General features: G+C 72.9%; 20 protein-coding genes. 7 read left to right on the forward strand and 13 right to left on the reverse strand.

What is annotated here, in order from left to right; genetic code table 11:
* The first annotated feature begins 494 nt into the window (after nucleotides 1-494).
* The gene (locus ACGFIR_RS11335) at nucleotides 495-1811 is read left to right on the forward strand and encodes a family 43 glycosylhydrolase (RefSeq protein ID WP_393004333.1); all 1317 of its coding nucleotides are present in this window, start codon (nucleotides 495-497) and stop codon (nucleotides 1809-1811) included.
* A 271-nt stretch (nucleotides 1812-2082) separates the two neighbouring features.
* Here the strand turns inward: ACGFIR_RS11335 and ACGFIR_RS11340 are convergent, their stop codons facing one another.
* Nucleotides 2083-2532 carry a hypothetical protein gene (locus tag ACGFIR_RS11340; RefSeq protein WP_393144548.1) on the reverse strand — a complete coding sequence of 150 codons (450 nt, stop codon included), beginning with the start codon at nucleotides 2530-2532 and terminating at the stop codon, nucleotides 2083-2085.
* 289 nt (nucleotides 2533-2821) lie between these two features.
* Nucleotides 2822-3394, reverse strand: coding sequence for a GNAT family N-acetyltransferase (locus tag ACGFIR_RS11345; RefSeq protein ID WP_393144550.1), 573 nt, complete (start codon nucleotides 3392-3394; stop codon nucleotides 2822-2824).
* Between the two features lie 274 nt (nucleotides 3395-3668).
* Here ACGFIR_RS11345 and ACGFIR_RS11350 point away from each other — a divergent pair, with 274 nt between their 5' ends.
* Both ACGFIR_RS11350 and ACGFIR_RS11355 read left to right on the forward strand, forming a co-directional pair.
* A complete protein-coding gene (locus tag ACGFIR_RS11350; protein ID WP_393144552.1) occupies nucleotides 3669-4643 on the forward strand; it encodes a peptidoglycan DD-metalloendopeptidase family protein in 975 nt (324 codons plus the stop codon).
* A gap of 245 nt (nucleotides 4644-4888) precedes the next feature.
* Nucleotides 4889-5716 carry a YhjD/YihY/BrkB family envelope integrity protein gene (locus ACGFIR_RS11355; protein WP_393004341.1) on the forward strand — a complete coding sequence of 276 codons (828 nt, stop codon included), beginning with the start codon at nucleotides 4889-4891 and terminating at the stop codon, nucleotides 5714-5716.
* Between the two features lie 43 nt (nucleotides 5717-5759).
* On the opposite strand, the gene ACGFIR_RS11360 is transcribed toward ACGFIR_RS11355, so the two are convergent.
* Both ACGFIR_RS11360 and ACGFIR_RS11365 read right to left on the reverse strand, forming a co-directional pair.
* Nucleotides 5760-6923: an alkaline phosphatase PhoX gene (locus ACGFIR_RS11360; protein ID WP_393004343.1), complete on the reverse strand. Its 1164-nt coding sequence runs from the start codon at nucleotides 6921-6923 to the stop codon at nucleotides 5760-5762.
* A 73-nt stretch (nucleotides 6924-6996) separates the two neighbouring features.
* A complete protein-coding gene (locus ACGFIR_RS11365) occupies nucleotides 6997-9180 on the reverse strand; it encodes an MMPL family transporter (RefSeq protein WP_393144554.1) in 2184 nt (727 codons plus the stop codon).
* 100 nt (nucleotides 9181-9280) lie between these two features.
* Here ACGFIR_RS11365 and ACGFIR_RS11370 point away from each other — a divergent pair, with 100 nt between their 5' ends.
* Nucleotides 9281-10135, forward strand: a complete 855-nt coding sequence (locus ACGFIR_RS11370) for a TetR/AcrR family transcriptional regulator (protein ID WP_393144556.1) — start codon at nucleotides 9281-9283, stop codon at nucleotides 10133-10135.
* A gap of 11 nt (nucleotides 10136-10146) precedes the next feature.
* Complete coding sequence (locus tag ACGFIR_RS11375) at nucleotides 10147-11739, forward strand: phytoene desaturase family protein (RefSeq protein WP_393004349.1); 1593 nt, start codon at nucleotides 10147-10149, stop codon at nucleotides 11737-11739.
* A 23-nt stretch (nucleotides 11740-11762) separates the two neighbouring features.
* Here the strand turns inward: ACGFIR_RS11375 and ACGFIR_RS11380 are convergent, their stop codons facing one another.
* Nucleotides 11763-13331 (reverse strand): Rieske 2Fe-2S domain-containing protein, encoded by a 1569-nt coding sequence (locus tag ACGFIR_RS11380; protein WP_393004351.1) that lies wholly within the window; start codon nucleotides 13329-13331, stop codon nucleotides 11763-11765.
* A gap of 270 nt (nucleotides 13332-13601) precedes the next feature.
* Here ACGFIR_RS11380 and ACGFIR_RS11385 point away from each other — a divergent pair, with 270 nt between their 5' ends.
* Complete coding sequence (locus tag ACGFIR_RS11385; protein ID WP_393004353.1) at nucleotides 13602-13823, forward strand: DUF2631 domain-containing protein; 222 nt, start codon at nucleotides 13602-13604, stop codon at nucleotides 13821-13823.
* 100 nt (nucleotides 13824-13923) lie between these two features.
* Here ACGFIR_RS11385 and ACGFIR_RS11390 read toward each other — a convergent pair whose 3' ends face one another.
* The 8 genes from ACGFIR_RS11390 to ACGFIR_RS11425 all read right to left on the reverse strand — a co-directional run bounded on the left by ACGFIR_RS11390 (nucleotide 13924) and on the right by ACGFIR_RS11425 (nucleotide 22920).
* A complete protein-coding gene (locus ACGFIR_RS11390) occupies nucleotides 13924-15222 on the reverse strand; it encodes a DivIVA domain-containing protein (RefSeq protein ID WP_393144558.1) in 1299 nt (432 codons plus the stop codon).
* Nucleotides 15223-15253: 31 nt separating this feature from the next.
* The gene (gene rlmN / locus ACGFIR_RS11395; RefSeq protein ID WP_393004357.1) at nucleotides 15254-16399 is read right to left on the reverse strand and encodes a 23S rRNA (adenine(2503)-C(2))-methyltransferase RlmN; all 1146 of its coding nucleotides are present in this window, start codon (nucleotides 16397-16399) and stop codon (nucleotides 15254-15256) included.
* Between the two features lie 104 nt (nucleotides 16400-16503).
* The gene (locus tag ACGFIR_RS11400) at nucleotides 16504-17697 is read right to left on the reverse strand and encodes a phosphatidate cytidylyltransferase (protein ID WP_393144560.1); all 1194 of its coding nucleotides are present in this window, start codon (nucleotides 17695-17697) and stop codon (nucleotides 16504-16506) included.
* A gap of 297 nt (nucleotides 17698-17994) precedes the next feature.
* Complete coding sequence (frr, locus tag ACGFIR_RS11405; RefSeq protein WP_393004360.1) at nucleotides 17995-18552, reverse strand: ribosome recycling factor; 558 nt, start codon at nucleotides 18550-18552, stop codon at nucleotides 17995-17997.
* A 79-nt stretch (nucleotides 18553-18631) separates the two neighbouring features.
* A complete protein-coding gene (pyrH, locus tag ACGFIR_RS11410; RefSeq protein WP_393004362.1) occupies nucleotides 18632-19399 on the reverse strand; it encodes a UMP kinase in 768 nt (255 codons plus the stop codon).
* Between the two features lie 159 nt (nucleotides 19400-19558).
* Nucleotides 19559-20386 carry a translation elongation factor Ts gene (gene tsf / locus ACGFIR_RS11415; RefSeq protein WP_393144562.1) on the reverse strand — a complete coding sequence of 276 codons (828 nt, stop codon included), beginning with the start codon at nucleotides 20384-20386 and terminating at the stop codon, nucleotides 19559-19561.
* Between the two features lie 135 nt (nucleotides 20387-20521).
* Nucleotides 20522-21382 (reverse strand): 30S ribosomal protein S2, encoded by an 861-nt coding sequence (gene rpsB / locus ACGFIR_RS11420; RefSeq protein WP_393004366.1) that lies wholly within the window; start codon nucleotides 21380-21382, stop codon nucleotides 20522-20524.
* Nucleotides 21383-21696: 314 nt separating this feature from the next.
* Nucleotides 21697-22920, reverse strand: coding sequence for a hypothetical protein (locus tag ACGFIR_RS11425; RefSeq protein ID WP_393144564.1), 1224 nt, complete (start codon nucleotides 22918-22920; stop codon nucleotides 21697-21699).
* A gap of 355 nt (nucleotides 22921-23275) precedes the next feature.
* Between ACGFIR_RS11425 and ACGFIR_RS11430 the strand changes: the two genes are divergently transcribed.
* Nucleotides 23276-23635 (forward strand): YraN family protein, encoded by a 360-nt coding sequence (locus ACGFIR_RS11430; RefSeq protein ID WP_393004368.1) that lies wholly within the window; start codon nucleotides 23276-23278, stop codon nucleotides 23633-23635.
* Nucleotides 23636-23702: the final 67 nt, after the last annotated feature.

Consider the following 23702-nt stretch of genomic DNA (forward strand, 5'->3'; position numbering starts at 1 on the left):
CGTAAATCCAGGAAGAGACCCTGCGGGATCATCGATCTTCATAGTCATCCGGCGATTCCGGCCGGGCCGACCGCGTCGCCACGGGGCCACCTCAACCCGCCGCCCCCGCCTCAGGCACCGCCACTCACCAGCCGACCCTCGCCGCACCGCGCCGCCGGCACGGCAGAATCAGGCGGTGCGCAATTGCAGCACTGCACTTTGCCTTGTGCACTGCGGACGCACGCCTCGCCCGCATTTCGGATCGCCGGACACCGCCGAATTCCGCCCCGGCGATCAGGACGGCATGGACGTCACCCAGCCTTTTCAAGGCCCATGGCACCGTGATCACCATTGGCCGGCCCGACGCTCGTGGATCGCGTCAGCGACTGGCGACATTCGGGCGCAGTCGGGGCGCCGGCGGGCGCACCTCACGACGCGGCGGCCCGAGCCCGTCGCAAGCCTCCGCGCGGTGCAGGAATCTTTCAATGCATCGATGACTGTGGTTGAATTCCGCCATGCGAAGAGGCCTCGTCTGGCTGGCGGCCCTGCTGGTCGCCGCCCCACTGCTCGTCAGCCCGGGCGTAGCCCAGGCCGCCACCGCCACCCCGTCGCTGGTCATCGCCAGCGACTTCCCCGACCCCGACGTCGTCAAGTTCGGCAGCACCTACTACGCGTATTCGACGAACAACGGCCACGGCAACGTCCCGGTCGCCACGGCCACCTCGCTGACCGGAACCTGGACCCGCAGACCCGACGCGATGCCGACGCTCGGTGCCTGGGCCAACGGGGGCCTGACCTGGGCGCCCGACGTGTCGCAGCGGGCCGACGGCCGCTACCTGCTCTACTACACCGCCCGCAGCCGGGCCACCGGCCGGCAGTGCCTCGGCGCCGCGCTGGCCACGTCGCCGCTCGGGCCGTTCACCTCCGTCGGCACCCAGCCGCTGGTCTGCAACGCCGGCGAGGGCGGCGACATCGACGCGGCGAGCTTCACCGACAGCACCGGGCTGCGTTACCTGCTCTACAAGGACGACGGCAACGCCATCGGCCAGCCGACGAGCCTGTGGCTGCAACGGGTCGCGGCTGACGGCGTGACCCTCCAGGGCGCCAGGGTGGAGCTGCTGCGCAGCGGTCGCGCCGAGGAGGGCGGCATCATCGAGGCGCCGGTGCTGACCAAGGTCGGCGCGCAGTACGTGCTGTTCTACTCGCTCGGCGGTTACGGCGGCGACGGCTACCAGACCAGCTACGCCACCTCGACCTCGCTGACCGGCCCGTACACCAAGGCGTACCGCTCGCTGATGACCACGGCGTCGCTGGACTCGGCCGTGCGGGGGCCGGGCGGCGCGGACGTGGTCCGCGAGGCGGGCGGCGACCACATCGTGTTCCACGGCTGGATCAACAACTACTCCGCCCGCGGCATGTACGTGGCGGCGCTGGGCTGGGCCGGCGGGTACCCCGTGGTGCGGGGCAGCCGGGTGCGCTACGAGGCCGAGCGCGGCACGCTCAACCACTGCGCGGCGCGCACCGCCGCGAACACGTCACAGGGCCAGGTCGTGGCGTACATCGACTACGCGGACAGCTGGGTCGAGGTGACCGTCTTCGCGCCCCGGGCCGGCGGGTACCGCGCGCACGTGGCCTACGCCGCCGGCTACGGCGACGCCCAGCACACGCTGACGGTCAACGGCGCGAACCCGAAGGTCGTCACCTACCCCAACACGGGCTGGGACGTCTGGCGGCAGGTGGGCGTCGACGTCACGCTGAACGCGGGCTTCAACACGCTCCGGTTCACCTATCTGAGCCGCTGGGCGGAACTCGACTTCGTCGAGGTCGCGTAACACGAACACCCGGATGCCAGCTGGCCGGCTGCCTCGAGATCTTGGTAGGAAACGGCCCTTGGAGGGGCACTATCTTGCCAAGATCTCGAGGCAGGACGAAAGCAGACGGAACGACGCGGGCCGAGGCGGCCGGTGGCACGTGGAGCCGCGCCGGAAACCGCCGGGTCGGTTCAGGCCGACGCGTCGAACTGACCCACACGGGCAGCCCTGACGACCGACGGGCTCACCGAGCGGTTTCTCACCTGGGCCCAACCGGTCGTGGCGCGGCCTCTCAGGCGGGAGCGAGGCAGAACACGACGTCGACGAAGTCGGAGCGCTTCTCCCAGTTGGAGTAGTGGAAGTCGACGTAGTCCGGGGCCTCCGCCTTGCACAGTTCGATGGCCTGCCCCTCGTCGGTGACCGGCCGCTCGATCCGCGCCAGGACCCGCTGGGTCCCGTTGCCACAGGGGGCGGCCTTCAGTACCAGCGTCTCCGCCTGCCTGACGATGCGTACACACTGCTCGGCCTGCACGAACTGTTCGTCACCGTTGGCCTTCACCGTCGAGGTGGGGGCTCCAGCGTCCACCGACGTGGTCGGCACCGGCGGCGGCGGATTGCGGGAGTCGGCCCACTCGATCATCTGGAACACCAGTCCGACGATGCCGGCGATGGCCGCAGCCGCGCCCAGCCAGCGGAAGAGGGCCCGCACCCAGCCCCGGCCCGGCTCGCTCTCGTCATCCATCACGCGCCTCCGACATCGATCGTTCACCGAGGACGTTGAGGTGGATCAGGAATTCACACTGACACACGCCGAGAAGGGCACCGAGCCCTGGAATCCTGCCGCGCGAGGGCCCGCGTACGCACGTTTGCGCAGGTGAAGGCACCTCCAACGGTTGCGGGTTCCGATTTCGCCCGCCGGCGGCGAGCGCCGACAGTCAGATGTCCGACGGACACCGCCGCCTCGTCGGGGGCCGGGCCGTCCCGTCCTACGGGCAGCCGCTCCGCCGGCAGGGTGCGCCGTGACACGCCGCTCACCGAAGGGGCGGGGGCACGACCTCGTCCGTGGCGGCGGTCAGCACGAAGGTCTCCAGGGACTCGCCGCCGTACCAGTCGGTGCGGCGGCCCACGTGGCTCATGCCGAGTCGGCGCGCCACCGCCATCGACGCCTCGTTGCCGGGCGCCACGACGGCGTAGACCTCCCGGGTGCCGGTCGCCAACTCCCGGGCCACCAGGGCGCGGGCCGCCTCGGTGGCGTACCCGTGGCCCCACGAGTCGGGGTGCAGGTGCCAACCCACCTCGATGTCGTCGGTCGGCACGCGCTCGTCCCGCCCCGGCAGCGGCTTGAGCAGCACCGTGCCGGCCACCACGCCGGTGTCGCGGACCTCGATCGCCCAGGTGCCGTACCGGCCGCCGTGGTCCGCGTGCCGCTCCCGCCACATCGCCAGCCGGTCGGCGGCCTGCGCGGGGTCGGTCAGCGGCAGGCCGGGCGCGCCCAGCCAGCGGGCGACCTCGGGACGGGAGTAGATGTCGAAGAGCCGGGTCAGGTCGGCCGGGTCCGCCGTCCAGTCCCGCACGACCAGGCGTTCCGTGGCGAGAATTCCCATTCCCGCGATCCTAGGGAGCAGCGGACGACCGAGGGCCGCCGGGCCGCCCACCGGCAGACGCCCGAGGGGTGCTGCCGGCGGCCGGTCAAGAGGTAATGCCGGGCCGGCTCCCGGCGGGCGGTCGGGGGGCGCCGGGCCGGTCGGGGGGGCGGACGACGGGACGGGCATGAGTGGCAACGACGTTGATCTATGCAAGTCTCTTACGATCATCGATGGTTATTGGTTGAATACCTTCACCTTCCGCCACCGTACCCCTCACCTCCGGAGGCACCTCTTGAGACTCGCCACCGCCGCGCGCGCCCTGGTCGCCGGGCTGACCGGAGCCGCCATGGTGCTGCTCGGCCCGGCCGGATCCGCGTCCGCGGCGACCACCACCGTGGACAACGCGACCGCCGGGAGCTTCACCGCCAGCGCCAACTGGGGCACGTCGTCCTGGGCCGGCCAGAAGTACGGCGCCGACTACCGGTTCGCGACGCCCTACACCGGCGGCAGCGACGCCGCCTGGTTCAGCGCGTCGGTCGCGGCCACCGGCGCGCACCTCGTCGAGGTGTGGTACCCGGCGGACGCCGGTTACAACAGCGCCACCCCGTTCATCGTCGCCACCAGCGGCGGCAACCAGACCGTGATCGTGGACCAACGCGCCAACGGCGGCCGTTGGGTCAGCCTCGGCACGTTCACGCTGGCGGCCGGGGAGCACCCCGTCGTCGGGGTGAGCCGCTGGACCACCGCCACGGGCTACGTCGTCGCGGACGCCGTCCGGATCACCCCCACCACCGGCACCCCCGCCACCTTCTCCCTGCCGCTGGCGAAGAGCGCGCTGCCCCGCAGCGAGTACGACGACCCGCACCACGACTACCCCGCCATCGACCTGCCCGTCGGCACCGGCACCAGGGCGTACGCCGTGCGGGCCGGCACCGTGACGATCATCAACGACAGCTCCTGCGGCCAGGGCGTCAACCTCACCGGCACCGACGGCGCGGTGTACACGTACTGCCACTTCTCGGCGTGGTCGGTCACCAACGGCGCGACGGTGGCGCCGGGGCAGCAGATCGGCCTCACCGGCAACACCGGCAACTCCACCGGGCCGCACCTGCACTTCGGCATCCGCACCGGCAGCACCCGGCGGTGCCCGCAGAACTTCCTGCTGGCGCTCTACGACGGGGTGACCCCGCCGGCGGCGACGAGCCTGCCCACCACCGGCTGCTACTACGCCACCCTCGGCGCCAGCGAGGTCCCGCCGCTGGGCTGACCGCACGTCGCGTCCCCGCCGGAGCCGCCGGACCCACCCTGTCCGGCGGCTCCGCCGTACGCCGGGACGACAAGGACGCCGGCTCCGCCGTAGGCCGGGACCACAAGGACGCCGGCTCCGCCGCGCATCGGCACCCCGACCGGGCGGGCCGGGGCCGCCGCGAAGCCCGGACGCCGCAGGCGTCGATCCGGTTGCGGTCGGCGGTACGGTGCGTGACGCGAGGCGGTACGGGGAAAGAAGCCGCGATGGGCGACGGATGGCGGCGGGCGAAACGGGTCACCGGTGCGGCGTTCCGGCCGCTGCGGGGGCGGGACCTGTCCCTGCACGCCGCCGCCATCACCTTCTACGGGGCGATCGCCGTGGTGCCGGTGGCCCTGCTGGCGATCTGGCTGACCTCGCTGCTGGCCGGCGCGGACCGCGTACGGCGGCTCACCTCGCACGCCGTCGAGACGCTGCCGGACGCGATCGGCGCGCCCCACGCGGTGCGGGCGCTGGTCGAGGCCGGGGTGGGATTGACTCCTCTGCTGGCCCTGGCGTCGCTGCTGCCGGCGTCGCTCTACGGCGAGGGGCTGCGCCGCGCCTTCGTCTCGGTCGCCATGCCGCGCAGCGAGGAGTCGCTGGTCGGCTGGCGGGGCCGGCTGCTGTTGCTGCCGCTGCTGGCCCCGGCCCCGGCCCTGCTGCTGTCGATCCTGCTCGCGCTGCCCACCACCACCGGGCTGGTCCGGCAGGGCGGCTGGATGGGCGTGCTGGGGGTGGTGCTGTCGTTCCTGGCGGTCTGGCTGGTGCTCACCCCGGTGCTGCTCTGGCTGTTCCGGGTGGTCGGCCCGGCGTCGCCGGACTGGCTCTCCGCGCTGGGCGTCGGGTCGTTCACGGCGGCGAACCTCTCCGGTTTCCTGCACGGCTTCGTGCTCTTCGCCTCGCTCCCGATCGACCTGGGGGTGCCGTTCGGGGGCTTCGACGAGATCGGGGCGGGGGTGGCGGTCCTGCTCTGGCTCTATCTCTTCCACGTGATCGTGCTGGCCGGCTACTCCGCCACCCTCGCCCTCTCCGCCTGGCGCGCGCGCCGCGCTTGACCGCCACGTTCGTCGCCGCGCCGCCCGTCGACCGGGCGCAGGATCAGCGTCGGAACGGGCCGGAGACCTCGTAGGTGATCCCGTCGCTGCCGGTGATGCTGCCGGAGGGCCCGCGCTGGGAGGAGAAGTAGAGGCGCGACCCGTCGGGGGAGAACGCCGGGCCGGTGATCTCCGAGTCGGACTGGCCGAGCAGGCGCAGGAACGGGCTGACCACCCCGGCCGGGGTGATCACGTTGATCTCCATGTTGCCGCCGTCCTCGGCGACGTAGAGGTCCCCGCCGGCCGTGCCGGTGATGTTGTCCACGCCGGTCAGCGGCGCGGCTCCCGCCGGCACCAGCGAGTCGTCGTAGGCCAGGTCGAGGCGCTCGTTCACCGCGTCGTACGCCCACACCCGGTTGTCGCCCTTGGTGGTGAACCAGCAGGTGTTCCGGTCGTACCAGCAGCCCTCGCCGCCGTCGAAGTGCCGCGCGGCGTCGACCTGCCGGCGGGTCGGCGTCGGAAAACCGTCCCGGTCCGGCAGGTCCCGCCAGGTCACCGGCCCGGTCACCTGGTCGGCCGGGGCGCAGAGCACCTGCACCCTGCCGGTGCGCAGGTCGCCCCAGGTGTCGGGGACGAAGCGGTAGAAGCAGCCGTCGTCCTCGTCCTCGGTCAGGTAGACCACCCGCCGCTGCGGGTCGCAGGCGGCGGCCTCGTGGGTGAACCGGCCCATCCTGGTCCGTTCCTCGGCGGCCCGGCTGCCGTCCGGCCAGGTCTCGAAGACCCGGCCCAGCGGCACCTCCTCGCAGGAGAGCCAGGTGCCCCACGGGGTCGGCCCGCCGGCGCAGTTGACGTTGGTCCCGCCGAGGATCCGGTACGCCGCCGCGACCGAGCCGTCGGCCCGGAACCGCACCGCCGAGGCGCCGCCGACCAGGGGCACCTCGGAGTTGGAGACGTAGATCCAGCCGTCGCCGGCCCGGAAGCAGGCCCCGCCGTCCGGCGCCCAGTGCCACACGTACGACGTGCCGGGCACCCGCTGCCCGGAGCGGGCCACGATCCTGCCGGTGAAGCCGGCCGGTAACTGGAGGCCGTTGCCGTCGGCGGCGAGCAGGTCGCCGTACGGGCTGGGGCCCGGCTGGGCGGGGGCGGCGAGCGCGGCGCCGGCCCAGAGGCTGCCGGCGAAGGCGGCGCCACCGGCGACGGTGGCACGCAGCAGGGTACGACGGTCCATCAGAGGCCTCCCGGAGGGGACGGGGACGGTGTCCTGTCGACGCTAGAGCCCAACAAGACATCGATGGAAGCCTCTATTTGGTGAACGCGGCGTGACGGGTCTCCGGGGCCACCGGCCCGGGCTCGTCGGACTCGCGGAGGCCGAAGCGCCGGTAGACCCGCCCGAGCGGGCCGGGCGCCCACCAGTTCCACCGGCCGAGCAGCCGCATCGTGGCCGGCACCAGCAGCGCCCGGACCAGCGTCGCGTCCACCACGATCGCCACGATCATGCCGATCCCGATGAGCTTGATGTACGCCATCTCGCCCGTCGCGAAGCCGGCCACCACGATGATCAGCAGCAGCGCGGCGGCCGTGATGATCCGCCCGGTGCGCTGCAACGCGACCGCCACCGACGCGGTGTTGTCGCCCGTACGGTCCCACTCCTCACGCACCCGGGAGAGCAGGAACACCTCGTAGTCGGTCGCCAGCCCGAAGAGCACGGCGAGCATGAGGATCGGGTTGCTGGGTTCGATGAAACCGGTCGGGGTGAAGCCGAGCAGGTCGGCGAAGTGCCCGTCCTGGAAGATCCAGACCACCACGCCGAACGACGCGCCGATCGACACCAGGTTCATCAGCACGGCCTTGACCGGCAGCACCACCGAACCGAAGGCGAGGAAGAGCAGGACCAGGATCGCGGCGGCCATCAGCAGGGCCATCCAGGGCAGCCGGTCGGCGAGGCCGTCGATCAGGTCGAGGTCGGCGCCGGGCCGGCCGCCGACGAGCACCTCGGCGCCGGCCGGCGGAGGCAGGTCGCGCAGCGCCCGGACCACGTCGTGCGCCGCGTCGCCGGTCGGCTCGCCCGGATAGGTCACCGTCAGCAGCGTCGACGCGCCCCGGTTGGCCGCCACCTGCACCCTGGTCACGCCCGGCACGGCGTCCACCCGGTCGACGAAGGGCCGCACCTGCTCCGGGGACGCCCCGGAGACCAGCACGTCGATCGGCGCGATCGTGCCGCCGGGGAACTCCGCGGCGATCCGCTCGGAGACCACCCGGGGCTCGGCGGAGGCGGGCAGCACCCGGTCGTCGAACCCGCCGAACTCCATCCGCAGGACCGGCGTGGCCAGCAGCAGGAGCAGCACGGTCACCCCGACCAGGTAGCGCACCGGGCGGCGCATCACGCTGTGCGCGATCCGGGCCCAGGCGCCGCCCGTCGCGCCCTCCGCCGGCCGCCCACCGCGCGCCCCACGCCGCCACGGCAGCGGTACGCGCAGCGCGTCGATCCGGTGGCCGAGCACCGCGAGCAGGGCCGGCAGCACGGTCAACGCCGCCAGCATGGCGACCAGCACGGCGGCCATCCCGCCGAGCGCCATCGAGCGCAGGAACGCCTGCGGGAAGATCAGCAGGCTGGCCATGGCGGTCGCGATGGTGAGCCCGGAGACCAGCACCGTCCGCCCGGCCGTGGCCATGGTCCGGCGGATCGCGGCCGGGGTGTCGTGCCCGGCGGCCAGTTCCTCGCGGAACCGGCTCACCACGAAGAGCGCGTAGTCGACCGCCATGCCCAGGCCGATCAGGGTGATGACGTTGATGGCGAAGACCGACACGTCGGTGACCATGTTGAGCAGCCGGACGGCGACGAACGCGCCGAGGATGGCGAGCCCGCCGATGAGCAGGGGCGTGGAGGCCGCCACCAGCCCGCCGAAGATCAGCACGAGCAGCACCAGCAGCACCGGCATGGAGAGCAGTTCCGCGCGGGTGATGTCCTCCGTGGTCTGGGCGTTCGACTCCTGCAGGGCCGCCGTGGCGCCGCCGACCTCGGTCCGTACGCCGGGCGCCGCGAGGGCGGGCCGCAGTTCCTCGTACGCGGCTGCCTTGTCGTCCTTGTCGGCGGCCCGGAGCTGGATCAGCGCGTAGGTGGCCCGGCGGTCGGTGGAGAGCAGCGCGGGGGCCTGGGTGTCGTACCAGGTGGTAACGCTGGTGATGTCCGGACGCGCGCGGAGCCCGGCGACGGTGGCCGCGACCGGGTCACGGAAGGCGGGCTGGTCCACGGTCGGCCCGGCGCTGGACCAGAGCACGACGAGGTCGGCGCCCTGCGGACCCAGCTCACGGGTGATCCGCTCGGCGGCCCGGCTGGACTCGCTCGCCGGGTCGTCGAAGCCGCCGCCGGTGAGCTGCCCGAAGACGCCGACGCCCCAGGTGGAGCCGACCGCGACGAGCACCAGGGCGGCGGCCAGCACCGACCAGCGCAGTCGGACCACCATGTGTCCCCACCAGGCGAACATTCGCCTCTCCCTCCACAGCTGGTCAGCTGCTATCATCGCTAATTCCGGTGAACAGCGTTAACTATCGCAACGGTGAATTGTCTGGTCAAGGTGATTGTCGATGGCCGCACCCACTCGGCGGGAACGCCTGCGCAAGGCGACCGTCGCCGAAATCAAGGACGGGGCACGCCGCCTGTTGGTGACGGGTGGGGTCGACGCGATATCGCTGCGGGCCATCGCCCGTGACATGGGCATGACGGCGCCGGCCATCTACCGCTACTTCCCGAGCCTGGAGGCACTGGTCTCCGCGCTGGCCGGCGACCTCTACGACGAGTTGCGGCGCTGCCTGGAGGCGGCCCGCGACGACGCCGGGCCCGATCCGGTCGACCAGCTGCTGACCATGTCCCGGGCATTCCGCGCCTGGTCGGTGGCGCACCCCGCCGAGTTCGGGCTGATCTTCGGCGCCCCGCCCCCCGGGCGCAACGCCCCCGTCGACGACCGCGACCACCCCGGCGCCCGTCTCGGGGCGGTCTTCCTCCGGCCGATCCTCGACCTGTGGCGCCGGTCGCCGTTCCGCGTCCCACCCGGCGAGCTGCTCCACCGACGGCTGGGCGGGTTGCTGGAGCCGCTGCGGCTCAGCCACGGCGAGGTGCCGGTCGAGGTCGCGTACGCCTTCCTCTCCGGCTGGACCCGGCTCTACGGGCTGGTCGCCATGGAGGTCTTCCACCAGTTCGACTGGGCGGTCACCGACACCGAGGCGCTCTTCGAACTGGAGCTGGAGACGTTCACCGCCCAACTGCTGCACGACCCGTCCCCGGGCGGCAGCCGGCCGGCCGGAGCGGGCTCCGCGGCTGCCGGCTCCGCGCCCGATGCGGCTCCGGTGCCCGGCGCGGTCCGGGCACCCGATGTGGCTGCCCCGCGTCGGGACGCACCGGCCGGCGGCGAAGGGCTGACCGGCGGCGGCCCGGGGCAGTAGGCTCCCCCGGCATGGGTGACGAGCTGCCGACCCGGGCCGACGTGGTGATCGTCGGGTCCGGGCACAACGGTCTGGTGTCCGCGATCCTGCTCGCCCGCGCCGGGCTCGACGTGCTGGTGCTGGAGGCGGCGGACGTCATCGGCGGGGCCACCCGCACCGAGGCCCCCTTCCCCCGGGTGCCCGGGCTGCGCCACTCCACCGGGTCGTACCTGCTCGGGCTGATGCCGCCGGAGCTGCTCGCCACGCTGGGCGTACGCATCCCGGTGCTGCGCCGCGACCCGCACTACTTCCTGCCCACCCCGGGCGGCCCCGGCTCGCCGTACCTGCTCTTCGGCAGCGACACCGCCGCCACCCGGGCGCAGCTCGCGGAGTTCTTCTCCCCCGCCGACGTGGCCGCCGACGACGCCCTCCAGGCCGAGCTGGCCGCGCTGCGCGAGGACCTCGCCCCCGCCTGGCTGGCCGAGCCGCTGCCCGTCGAGGAGACCGCCGAGCGGTACGTCCGGCCGGCGCTGCGGCAGGTCTTCGTCGACCTGGTCCGCGGCTCGGTCGCCGCGCACCTGGCCCGCTTCGACTTCCGCTCCGAGCTGCTCATGAGCATGTACGCCGTCACCGACGGCCTCTCCGGGCTCAACGCCGGCCCCGACGACCCGGGCACCGGGCACAACTTCCTCGTCCACAACATGTGCCGGCTGCCCGGCTCCGACGGCACGTGGATGATCGCCCAGGGCGGCATGGGCACCGTGTCGCGTACCTTCGCCGACGCCGCCCGGGCCGCCGGCGCGACGATCCGCACCGGCACGCCGGTGCACGCGATCACCCTGGCCGGCGGCGCGGCCAGCGGGGTCGTCCTCGCCGACGGACGGGAGGTCGGCGCGCGGGTGGTGCTCGGCGCGTGCGACCCGTACCGCCTGATGGACCTGCTGCCCGACGGCGCGCTCCCGGCGCCGCTGGCCGAGCGGATGGCGGCGGTCCGCCGCCCCGGCACCACGCTCAAGCTCAACCTGGCGCTGACCGGGCTGCCCCGCTTCTCCTGCCTGCCCAAGGGCGCGCCCAGCCCGTTCGGCTCGACCATCCACCTGCTGCCCGGCTCGGAATCCCTCACCGGCGGGGGCGGCGAGTCGCCGATGGCGGCGCTGCGCGCCATGTGGGCGGACGTCCAGGCGGGGCGGCTGCCGGACGAGCCGACCATCGAGTGGTACCTGCACACCACCGTCGACCCCTCGCTGTCCGACGGCCGGCACCACTCGTCGGCGCTCTTCGTGCAGTCGGTGCCGTACGAGCTGGCCGGCACCACCTGGGACGAGGCGCTGCCCGGCTACGTCGACCGGTTGATCGGCATCTGCGAGCGGTACGCCCCCGGCACGGGTGACCTGATCGCCGACGCGGTGCCGCTGCCGCCGCCCGGCATCGAGGCGCACTTCGGCATCACCGGCGGGCACATCCACCACGTCGACAACACGGTCTCGTTCACCGACCGGATGCCGTACGCCACCGGCGTCGACGGCGTGTACGCGGGCAGCGCCGGCTGCCACCCGGCCGGCAGCGTCATCGGCGCGGCCGGCCACAACGCCGCCCGCCGCATCCTCACCGACCTCTCCCGCTGACCCGCCCCGGCGGGGCGGGGTGGTCAGGCGGCGGGGGTGGGGGTTTCGGCGTCCGTGCGGTGGGCGCGGATCTTGTGCCCGACGCTCGTCAGGCAGCGGCCGCTGGGCAGGTCGAACTTCCAGCCGTGCAGCTGACAGGTCAGCTGGTCGCCGTCGACGATGCCGAAGCGGGTCAGGTCCGCCTTCAGGTGCGGGCAGCGCCGCTGCACCACCCAGTCGCCGAGGGTGACGTCCTCGGCGTCGCTGGTGCGCTCGTGCTCGTCGTACCAGCCCTCGGCGTACTGGAGGCGCTCGGTGGAGAGGCACTTGAAGAAGGCGTAGACGAACTCGTTGTACTGGCCGATCCGGGCCGCCGAGAAGCGGCAGGAGAGGAAGAGGGAGTTGACCCAGTCCACCTCGCCGATGTGCAGCAGGTGCTCGATCAGCGCCCGCTCCGTACGGAAGCGGTAGCGGACCTTCTCGTCGGCGTACGGCCGGACCTGCTTGCCGGGGAAGTCCACGACGATCGACTCGACCGACTCCCCGTCGTAGCCGACCAGGTCGAAGCGGACCGGCCCGCCGACCCCCTTGGCCAGGTAGATCGACTCCTCCAGCAGGGGCTCGACCCGGCGCTGCATCTCCTTGAGCACGTCCACCTCGGGGTGCCGCCAGGACGCCTTCTCGGCCTCGATGACGGGCCGCTTGCGCTCGCGCATCTCCTCCAGGTGGGCCACCTTGTTGGCGAAGAACTCCTCCACGGGCACCGGGTGCGTCGTGCTGGCTCCGGAGGTGGTGATCTCCGCGACGCTGCCCGGGAGCAGCACGATACCGTTGGTGCCGCCGACCTTGGCGTACTCGCTCAGGAAGACCGACTGGTCGGGGAAGATGTTGCCCTCGTCGCCGTGGATGTCGTTGAACTGCCAGAGTTCGTCGTCGAGGAAGCACGGCGGGCCGGCGATCGGGAAGACGTGGTCGGCCTTCAGGTCGTCGATGTAGCGCCAGGTCCGGTCGAACTGCCGGTCCCGCTTCTGCTTGCCGAACGCCGTCTTCGCCGCCTGCGGCAGCTCGTAGACCATCGGGTACCAGATCGCGCCGGAGAACTGGAGCATGTGCGCGTGCACGTGGCCCAGCTCGGCGAAGACGCTCAGGTCGGTGGGGCGGGCGTCGTTCTGGTTGAGCAGCCGGACCCCGTCGTACTCCACCCACAGCGAGGAGTCGCCGATCGGGCCGTCGGTCGGGCTGGTCAACGCCTGAATCATGATCTTCAGGCCGCCGTCCAGCTCCACGACCTGCTCGTTCGGCGCCTTCAGGAACTTGGTGAAGCCCAGCTCGCGCAGCTCGTCCTCCATCTCGGAGGTGGGGAACGCGGGCAGCAGCACGGTCGCGTCCTTCGACACGAAGCGCTTCAGGTGCGCCGCGTCGAAGTGGTCCCGGTGCAGGTGCGAGACGTAGAGGTAGTCGACGTCGCCGAGGGCCTCCCAGTCGAGCAGGGAGTTGTCAGGAAACGGGAACCAAGAGGCGAAATAGGCGGGATTGACCCATGGGTCGCACAGGATGCTGCCGGCGGCCGTGTCGATCCGCATGCTGGCGTGTCCCGTACCGGTCACTCGCACCGCAGTTCCCCCTCAAAACGACAAACAAGGTGTACGCCTGAAACGCTACCGGAGGAAGTCTGGCGACCCACCCGCGACGCCGGTAGTGCCGATGCGCCCGGGCCGAGCCGGGACCTTGGTCCCACCTGCCGGCCCTCGTACGCCCTGCCGGCCAGGTCCGCCCCGCCCGGTGGGATCGTGTGGTCCGCCCCATCGGTCGGACCCAGCGCCGGGCCCGGCACGGGGCGTGCCAGACTAACCGGAGATCCGATCGCGAGGGAAGGACCGACAGTGGCAGGAAGCGAGCCGGTAACGTCGCCAGACCAGCACAAGCCCGGGCACCGCAAGTCCGGGCGGATCGGTGCGGTGGTCTCCGCGCTGGCCCTGCTGGCGATGCTCTGCGGCAACCACGAGGGCAGGGTCGAGGACTTCTGGCTGATCGGCCTGGCCGTGCTGCTGCTGGCCATCGTCATCGGTGACGTCGTGCTGCGGCGCAACGGCCTGCGGTCCTGACCGCACCCGCGTCAGCCGACGTCGCACCGGTCCGCGCGCCGGAGGAGACACGCACGAGGGCCCGCCCCCGACCGGGGAGCGGGCCCTCGCCGTACGCGGATCAGCGGCCGAACAGGATGTCCTGCACGTCCTTGAGCGCGGCGTCGACCTCGGCCTCGAAGTAGCCGCCGGGCACCAGCCCGAAACGCAGCGTGTCCAGGTCCTTCGGGTTCACCGGCATCGGGTTTCGCCCCTGCATGCCGCCCAGCAGCGTGTCGAAGAACCGGTCGACCTGGTCCGGGTCGTACCCGCTGCCGAACCGGCGTACCTGGAAGCTGCGACGGATCTGGTCGACGCGGTAGAGGTCGCTGCCCGGCGGGCCGGCCATCGGCGGCGGGCCACCCGCCGGCGGGCCACCCGCGGGCGGGCCGGCGACCGGGGGGCCGCCGAAGCCCTGCTGCGGGGGCGGCCCGGCCGGGCCCCGGCCCCGCATGTCACGCAACTCCCGTTCCGGCATCCGGATCTCGGCGGTCATGTCGGCGCGCGCACGCCGACCGGCCTCGAACCCGTCGAAGCGCGGCTGGTCGCCGTAGCCACCAGGGCCGTCGCCGTAGCCACCGGGACCCTCGCCGTAGCCGCCGGGGCGGTCGCCGTAACCACCGGGGCGGTCACCGTAGCCACCGCCGGGAGCGCCGCCGGAGTTGCCCGGGCGATCGCCGTAACCACCACCGGGACCGTCGCCGAAGTTGCCCGGACGGTCACCGTAACCACCACCGGGACCGTCGCCGAAGTTGCCCGGGCCGTCGCCGTAACCACCGCCGGGACCGTCGCCGTAGCCGCCGGGGCCGGCAGGCAGGCCACGGGGCGGCGGGCCGCCGTGGCCGCCCGGGCCCATCGGGCCGGGACCGCCCGGGCCGCGCGGCGGCTCGTAGCCGCCCCGAGGGGCGTCGTATCCACCGGCGAAGGCGCCGGTGGGCTCGTCGTAGCGGCCGTAGCGGTCGGCGGGCGGCCCGGCCTGCGCGGGCAGCGCCCGGGGCGGCATCGGCGGCATGCGGTCGTCGCGCACCGGCGGACCCATCCGGTCCTGGGGACCCATCCGGTCCGGCGGGCCGAGGCGGTCGGGCGGGCCCATCCGGTCGGCGTCCCGCGGGTCGCCACCGCGGCCACCGGCGCCACCGCGCTCCTCCAGCTCGGCCAGCTGGCGCTCCACCCGGTCGAGGTGCAGGTCCACCTGCCACTCGTCGTAGCCGTTGAAACGGACCCGGAAGACGACGTCGTGGACCTCCTGGGAGGCGACGGGCGCACCCACGGGCCGGCCGTCGAGCGTCGCCTCGACCCGGTCCAGGAAGGCGTCGACCTCGTCGACCTTGTATCCCCGGCGGAGCGCCTTACGCCGGAAACGCTGACCCTGACTCGCCACTATGTCTCCTGGTCTCGTTCGCTACGCCCGGTCACGCCTTCTCCCCTGCCCGGTCGGTGTCCATGTCCTCGGCGGCGGCGAGCTGCCCACACGCTCCGTCGATCTCGCGGCCTCGGGTGTCCCGGACCGTCGTCGACACCCCGGCCTCGCGCAACCGCCGGACGAACTCCCGCTCCACCGGCTTCGGGCTGGCGTCCCAGCGGCTGCCCGGAGTCGGGTTGAGGGGAATGAGGTTCACGTGGGTCAGCTTCCCAGCCAGCAGCCGCCCGAGCAGATCGGCTCGCCACGGCTGGTCGTTCACGTCTCTGATCATCGCGTACTCGATCGACACACGACGTCCCGTGCGGGCCGCGTAGTCCCACGCCGCGTCCAGCACCTCGGACACCTTCCAGCGCTGGTTGACCGGCACGAGTTCGTCGCGCAGCTCATCATCGGGGGCGTGCAGCGACAACGCAAGGGTCACCGAGAGGTCTTCGCTGGCCAGTCGGCGGATGGCCGGGACCAGGCCCACCGTGGAGACCGTGATGTGGCGCTGCGACAGCCCGAGCCCCTCGGGCGCCGGGGAGACCAGCCGACGGATCGCCGCGACCACCCGGGAGTAGTTGGCCAGCGGCTCGCCCATGCCCATGAAGACCACGTGCGACAGGCGCGGCGGCGAGCCCGCCACCGCTCCGGAGGCGGCCACCCCGGCCAGGTAGACCGCCTGGTCGACGATCTCGGCGGTGGAGAGGTTGCGGGTCAGCCCCGCCTGGCCGGTGGCGCAGAACGGGCAGGCCATGCCGCAGCCGGCCTGGCTGGAGATGCAGACGGTGACGCGGTCCGGGTAGCCCATCAGCACGCTCTCCACCAGCGAGCCGTCGTGCAGCCGCCAGAGTGCCTTGCGGGTCGCGCCGTCGTCGCAGGCCAGCTCGCGGACCGGGGTGAGCAGCCGGGGCAGGAGCCGGTCGGCGAGCTTCTCCCGGGTGGCGGCCGGCAGGTCGGTCATCTGCGCCGGGTCGCGCACCAGGCGACCGAAGTAGTGGGTGGAGACCTGCTTGGCGCGGAACGCCGGCTCCCCCAGCTCGGCGACCAGGGCCCGGCGGCCGGCGAGGTCGAGATCGGCGAGGTGACGGGGCGGCATCGCGGGCCGACGCCCGGGGGCGTCGGGGTCTGCGGGAATCAGGGGCAGGCTCGTCATGGCCCGTCCAGTCTGTCACGCCGGACTGTCGACACACCTGTCCGGAGGCGGCGAATCGCCTCCCGCCGCCCGGGCGGGACCGCTGACGACGGGTGATTCACGCCTCACTCCAGCACCGGGACGAAGACCGCCAGGAGCAGGTACGCGGTCGGCAGCGCGAAGAGGATCGAGTCCAGCCGGTCCATCAGGCCGCCGTGGCCCGGAAGCAGGTTGCTCATGTCCTTGACGCCGAGATCCCGCTTGATCATGGATTCGGCGAGGTCGCCGAGGACGGCGGCGCCCGAGACCGCCAGCCCGAAGAGCGCGCCCCACCACGGGGCCACGTCGAGGAGCAGCCAGAGCAGCAGGGCGCTGCCCAGCGCCGCGGCGCCGACCGAGCCGGCGAAGCCCTCCCAGGACTTCTTGGGGCTCACCGAGGGGGCCATCGGGTGCTTGCCGAAGTTGGCGCCGGCCGCGTACCCGCCGGTGTCGGAGAGGACCACCGCGACCAGCGTCACCAGCACCCGCCACTGCCCGTCGTCGGGTGCCGCCAGCAGCGCGGCGAACCCGCCGAGGAACGGCACGTAGACGGCGATGAGGGCGGCGGCGGTCAGGTCCCGCTGGAAGCCGCGCGGCCCGTCGCCGAGCCGCCAGACCATGGTGCCCAGCACGGTCACCAACAGGCCGAGACTCAGGGCGTCGGGGCCGGAGAACCAGGCCAGCCCGATGGTGAGCACCCCGCCGGCGATCAGCGGCACCAGCGGCGGGTGCGCGCCGCTGCGGCGTACCGCCCTGGCCATCTCCCAGATGCCGACAGCGACCGCCACGGCCACCACCGCCACGAAGACGGGCCGGTAGAAGAAGAGCGGCACCACGACCAGGGCGGCGAGGGCCAGGCCGACGGCGATGGCCGCCGGCAGGTTGCGCCCGGCCCGGCTCGGGGCGGGCTGCTGGGTCGGGGGCCGGTCGAGGCTCGCCCGGCGCCGGCCGCGCTGCCGGCGACCCGAGGGCCGCGCGGGCTCCGGCTCCGGCTCGACGTCCCGGACCGGTTCGAGCTGCGCGGTCGGGTAGTCGGAGTCGTCGGGACCGTCGCGGTGGCCGTTGACCGCGGCCGGGTCGCCGCCCGCCGGCACGTCGGCGTGCGGACGGGTGCGGGCCGGTGCCTCGGCGTACGCGTCGGAGAGGACAGCGGGGCGCCGGTGCCACTGGCCCGGGTCGATCTCGGGCTCCGGCCAGGGCAGGCCGGGTGCCGGGGCGGGGGCGTCGGGGCGGTCCCAGCCGCGGGGCTCGGCGCTGCCGTGGGGGTCGAGGTGGGCCATCACGCACCGAGCGGGAGCGCTACGAGATCCACCAGCTGACGCACAACCACAACCATTCCCCTACCCGCGCGACTGTTCCGTCCGGTTGACCCGCCCGACGGCCGGCCGATCCCCACCGTTCACCGCAGGGTGCCGGGAATCGTGCCGAGCCTACTGCACCCACCGATGTCTCACGTCGGACCGGGCCCGTGCGGACCCCTCGGACGGCGGTGGCACCGGGCCCCACCGCCCCGGGCCGGGACGGTGCAGCGCCGGTGCCACGATGCCGTCGTCGCCGGCGGAGGCCGGCGTACGGGCTCACACCTCGAGGAGTTCGTTCTCCTTGTGCTTGATGAGGTCGTCGACGGCGGCAACGAAGCGCTGGGTCAGGTCGTCGAGTTCCTTCTCGGCGCGGCGGCCGTCGTCCTCGCCGACCTCGCCGTCCTTGACGAGCCGGTCCAGCTCCTCCTTGCCCTTGCGCCGGATGTTGCGGATGGCCACCTTGGCCTCCTCACCCTTGTGCCGGGCGACCTTGATCATGTCGCGGCGGCGCTCCTCGGTCATCTGCGGGAGCAGGATGCGGAGCTGGTTGCCCTCGTTGTTCGGGTTGGCGCCGAGGTCGGAGTCGCGGATCGCCTTCTCCATGGCGTTGATCTGCGAGTTGTCGTACGGCTTGATGATCACCATGCGCGGCTCGGGCACCCCGATGGACGCCATCTGGGGCAGTGGCGTGGGGCTGCCGTAGTAGTCGATGATGATCTTGGAGAACATGGCGGCGTTGGCGCGACCGGTGCGGATCGCGCCGAACTCCTCCTTGGCGTGCTCGATGGCACGCTCCATCTTCTCCTCGGCCTCGAGGAGGGTGTCGTCGATCACCGGTCTCCTCGCCTCCTTCTGTGCTCGTCGTGGGCTTGTCGTGTCGGAGGAACCGCTGAGCTCGGGGTCTGGCGACCACTCAGGCGGTGATCAGGGTGCCGATCTTGTCGCCACCCACGGCCCGGATGATGGTGTCGTCGCCCTGCGCGCCGAAGACCAGCATCGGCAGGCCGTTCTCCATGCACAGGCTGAACGCGGCGGCGTCGGCCACCCGCAGGTTACGCCGCAGCACCTCGGAGAAGGTGATCGAGTCGAACTTGCTGGCGGTCGGATCGACCCGCGGGTCGGCGCTGTAGACGCCGTCCACGCCGTTCTTGCTCATCAGCACCACGTCGGCGCGGATCTCCAGGGCCCGCTGGGCGGCCACGGTGTCGGTGGAGAAGTACGGCATGCCGGCGCCCGCGCCGAAGATCACCACACGGCCCTTCTCCAAGTGCCGGATGGCGCGCAGCGGGATGTACGGCTCGGCGACCTGGGCCATCGTGATCGCGGTCTGCACGCGCGTCTCGATGCCCTCCTTCTCCAGGAAGTCCTGCAACGCGAGGCAGTTCATCACGGTGCCGAGCATGCCCATGTAGTCGGCCCGGGCCCGGTCCATGCCGCGCTTCTGCAGCTCGGCGCCACGGAAGAAGTTGCCGCCGCCGACCACCACCGAGACCTGCACGCCGCGACGGACCACGGCGGCGATCTGCCGGGCGATGGCCTGCACGACGTCCGGGTCCACCCCGATCGCGCCCCCGCCGAACACCTCACCGGAGAGCTTCAGCACCACCCGGCGCGCCCGGCCGGGGGGTGGCGCCGTCGGATCGTCCGCCGCCAGACTCCGGTCACTCGCAACCTGCGTCATCCGCCCCGCCCTTCCCCATGCGCACGTCCCGTACGCCGCGTACCGCGAAACTGCCGTAGCCGACCCTATGCGACGAGGAGGCCGCGGTGCCTGTCACGTACACCGGCGGCCTCCTCGTCGACGTTTCCCTGCCCGCGGGCGCGCAGCGCCCGGGGCGGCTCAGGCCTGGCCGACCTCGAACCGGACGAAGCGGGTGACCTCGATGCCGGCATCGGCCAGCACCTGCTTCACCGTCTTCTTGTTGTCGGCGACCGAGGACTGCTCGATCAGGACGTAGTCCTTGAAGAACGCGTTCACCCGGCCCTCGACGATCTTCGGCAGGGCCGCCTCGGGCTTGTTCTCCTCACGGGCGGTCTGCTCGGCGATGCGCCGCTCGGAGTCGACGACCTCGGCCGGCACCTCGTCCCGGGTGAGGAACTTCGGCCGCATGGCGGCGATCTGCATCGCGACGGCCCGGGCGTCCGAGTCGGCCGCCTCGTCGGTCTTGCCGGTGTACTCCACCAGCACGCCGACCGCCGGGGGCAGGTCCTGGCTCTTGCGGTGCAGGTAGACGGCGGTGGTGCCGTCGACCTTGGCGAACCGGTTGAGGACGAGCTTCTCGCCGATCTTGGCGGACTGCTCCTGCACCAGGTCGGCCACGGTCTTGCCGTCCAGCTCGGTGGCGAGCAGCTCCTCGGCGGTGCTGACGCCGCTGCGCTCGCCGTGCTCGACGAGCTGCTGGGCCAGCTCGATGAAGGCGTCGGTCTTGGCCACGAAGTCGGTCTCGCAGTTGAGCTCGAGCAGCGCCTTGCCGGAGTGGGCGATCAGGCCGTTGGCGGCCGTACGACCGGCCCGCTTGCCGACGTCCTTGGCGCCCTTGACGCGCAGGATCTCGACGGCCTTGTCGAAGTCGCCCTCGGCCTCGGTCAGCGCCTTCTTGCAGTCCATCATGCCGGCGCCGGTGAGGTCGCGGAGCTTCTTGACGTCCGCGGCGGTGAAGTTGGACATGGCTCTCTCTTCGGTGTTGAGACTGCGGGTGGGTTGGTCCCGGTGCCGGTTACCCGGATCCGGGCGCGACGTGCCCGGCGTACCTGCCGCTTTCCCGCCGCCCGGCGAACGGGCGGCGGGAAAGCGGCGGTGCGGTCACTCCGCGGCGGCGGTCGCCGGCTGCTCGGCCGGCTGGGCCTGCGGGGCCGCCTCGACCTGCTCGTCGGCCTTCTTCGGCTCCTCGAGCAGCTCGCGCTCCCACTCGGCCAGGGGCTCGTCGGAGGCGACGCCCGGCTCCGGCTTCTCGTCGCTACCGCGACGGCGGCCGGAACGGGCGATCAGGCCGTCGGCGACGGCGGCGGCCACGACCCTGGTCAGCAGCTCGGCCGAGCGGATCGCGTCGTCGTTGCCGGGGATCGGGAAGTCGACCTCGTCCGGGTCGCAGTTGGTGTCGAGCACCGCGATGACCGGGATGCCCAGCTTGCGGGCCTCGTCGACGGCGATGTGCTCCTTCTTGGTGTCGACCACCCAGATCGCGGCCGGGAGCTTCTGCATGTCCCGCAGACCACCGAGAGTGCGGGTCAGCTTGATCTTCTCGCGCGAGAGCTGCAGGGTCTCCTTCTTGGTGTACCCGGCGGCGGTGCCGCTCAGGTCACCCAGGGCCTCCAGCTCCTTCATCCGCTGGAGCCGCTTGTAGACCGTCTGGAAGTTGGTCAGCATGCCACCGAGCCAGCGGTGGTTGACGTACGGCTGACCGACCCGGGTCGCCTGCTCGGCGATGGCCTCCTGGGCCTGCTTCTTGGTGCCGACGAAGAGGATGCTGCCACCCTCGGCGACGGTCCCGCGCACGAACTCGTAGGCCTTCTCGATGTAGTCGAGGGTCTGGCGCAGGTCGATGATGTAGATACCGTTGCGCTCGGTGAAGATGAAGCGCTTCATCTTCGGGTTCCAGCGCCGGGTCTGGTGCCCGAAGTGGACACCGCTCTCCAGCAGCTGACGCATGGTCACGACGGCCATGGTGGGGTACTCCTCGTGGTCCCTGGTTGTCCCGCCCGGCCAGGCGGCCGGGCGTCCTGGCGCCCGGTCGGCGGCCATGGCGGGCCCGACCAAGATCGGGACCAGGGAGGCCGTCGCCCCACGACGGCTCGTGGAGAGGGCGCGCGAGGTCGACCGCGCGAGGCGGTCGCCAGTCGACCAGTGTACGCCCCTTCCCCGCACCCGATGCCTCGGGTGCGGGGAAGGGGTCGAACCACGTCATTTCCGGCACCCGGCGCGCCACTTGGCCTGGCCCGGGCGCACCGTCAGGCGCAGTGGCCCCGACGGTCGGGGGGTCAGCGGACCGCGAGGGCGGCGGCGACGAAGAGCACCAGGCCGACGGTCAGGTACGCCGTCGGCGGGCGCAGCCAGCCCCGGCTCCCCTCCGCCAACGACAGCCCGCCGGTGCGCAGCCCGTACAGGCCGATCGCGAAGATCGGCAGGCCGCAGACCAGGAAGGTCCCCACCACGACGTCGGCGGTCGAGGCCGGGTCGCCGGTCACGCCGCCGAGCAGCACCCGGACCGCGGGGACCTCGAACACCAGGACCAGCAGGGTGAAGAGCGCGGCCAGCGCCGGCCGTCGGGTCCGGTAGACCCCGTCGCCCGCCGGCGTCCCCGGGTGGGGGGCGACCACCGGTGGGTACACCGGCATCTCCCCCGGCGCCAGGTCGGCGCGGGGCGCGATCGGCGTCATCGGCCCGGTCGGCATCTCCAACGGGTGCGGCGGCTCGACCGGCCGGGCGGGCTCGTCGACCGCCGTCTCGACCGGGTTCGCGGCCTCGGCCGCCCGCCCGGGCGCGACGATCGGGTAGCCGCCCAGCGGAGCCGGCCGGGTCGGGTCCACGGCACGCTCGACCGGTCCCGCCCCGGCCAGGGCGTCGACGCCCGACGTCGACAGCACGTCGCGGGCCTCCCGCGACTCCCGGGCGGCGCGCCGGCCCGGGCGGTCGGCGGGCAGTTCCCCGGAGACGTCCGGCTCCGCCTCGGCCCGGCGCGAGCGGCTCGTCCGGTATCCCTCGGTTTCCGACCGGGCGTCCCCGAGCGGCGGCACCGCCCCGAATCGCCCCGAATCGCCCTCGCCGAACCTCCCGACCTCCGATCCCGTGGCGGCGAACCGACCGGAGTCCTCGGGACCCGTGACCGCGAACCGGCCCGAGTCCTCCGGTCCGGTGACCGCGAACCGGCCCGAGTCCTCCGGTCCGCCGAAGCGGCTCCGGTCGGCGTCGACGGCGCCGAAGCGCCCGGAGTCGGGCTCGACGGCCCCGAAGCGCCCCGAATCGGGCTCTGTCGACGCGCCGAAGCGTCCTGTCTCGCCGCGCCTGGTCCCCCCGGCCTCCCCGTAGCGGGCGTCCTCCCCGGCCCGACGCGGCTCGGGGGCGCTCAGGTCGTCGTCCCGGTACCGGGACTCCGCCGGCCCGCGCCAGTCCGCCTCCCCGTAGCCGCTCTCGCGGTCACGGTCACGGTCGGCCGGATACCAGCGCGACTCCTGATCCTCGACAAAGTTTCGTCGTCCGTCCACGTCCGGCACCGTATGCGACCCGCTCCACGGACGCCATCCGCCCCCCTGGGCATCGGCGTTTTCCACGCACTTGGTTACCGCGCGGCGACAGTCGGGAACGAGCGGCGGGCGAGCAGTGCGGCCGGGCCGGCTACGGGTGAGCAGGGCGGCGGAGGCCGGCTGCGGGTGAGCACGGCGGCTGGAGAAGGCTGCGGATGGCGGCTGTAGCCGGTTGGGGTGGATGCGGCGGCCGGTCGCGATGAGCCGCATAGCACGACGAGGGCATGATCGTCCGTTCGTCCACAGCTCGTCCGTCGTCCACAGGTTCCGCGCTTCGGGGCGGCGGCTCCCCACCCGCCGGGGCACCGTGCCGGACATGACGAAGCGGAACCAGGCGGTCGGCGCGTACGGGGAGCGGTGCGCCGTCCGGCACCTGATCGGGGCGGGGCTGCGCCCGGTGGCCCGGAACTGGCGATGCGCCGCCGGGGAGATCGACATCATCGCCTGGGACGGGCCCGTGCTCGCCTTCTGCGAGGTGAAGACCCGCCGCAGCGACGAGTACGGCTCACCGGCGGAGGCCGTCGTACCGGCCAAGGCCCGGCGGCTGCGCGGGCTCGCCGCCCGGTGGCTCGCCGACACCGGCACCGCCGCCGACGAGGTGCGCTTCGACGTCGTCTCGGTACGCCTCACCGGCGCCGGCGCCGCCCGGGTCGAACACCTCAAGGGGGCGTTCTGATGGGCGGGCGCGACCGGATCAGCTCCAGCGCCGGGGCTCGGCGGGTCAGGGTCGGCTCGCCCTGCGC

Source organism: Micromonospora sp. NPDC049051 (assembly GCF_043197575.1).
Lineage (GTDB): Bacteria > Actinomycetota > Actinomycetes > Mycobacteriales > Micromonosporaceae > Micromonospora.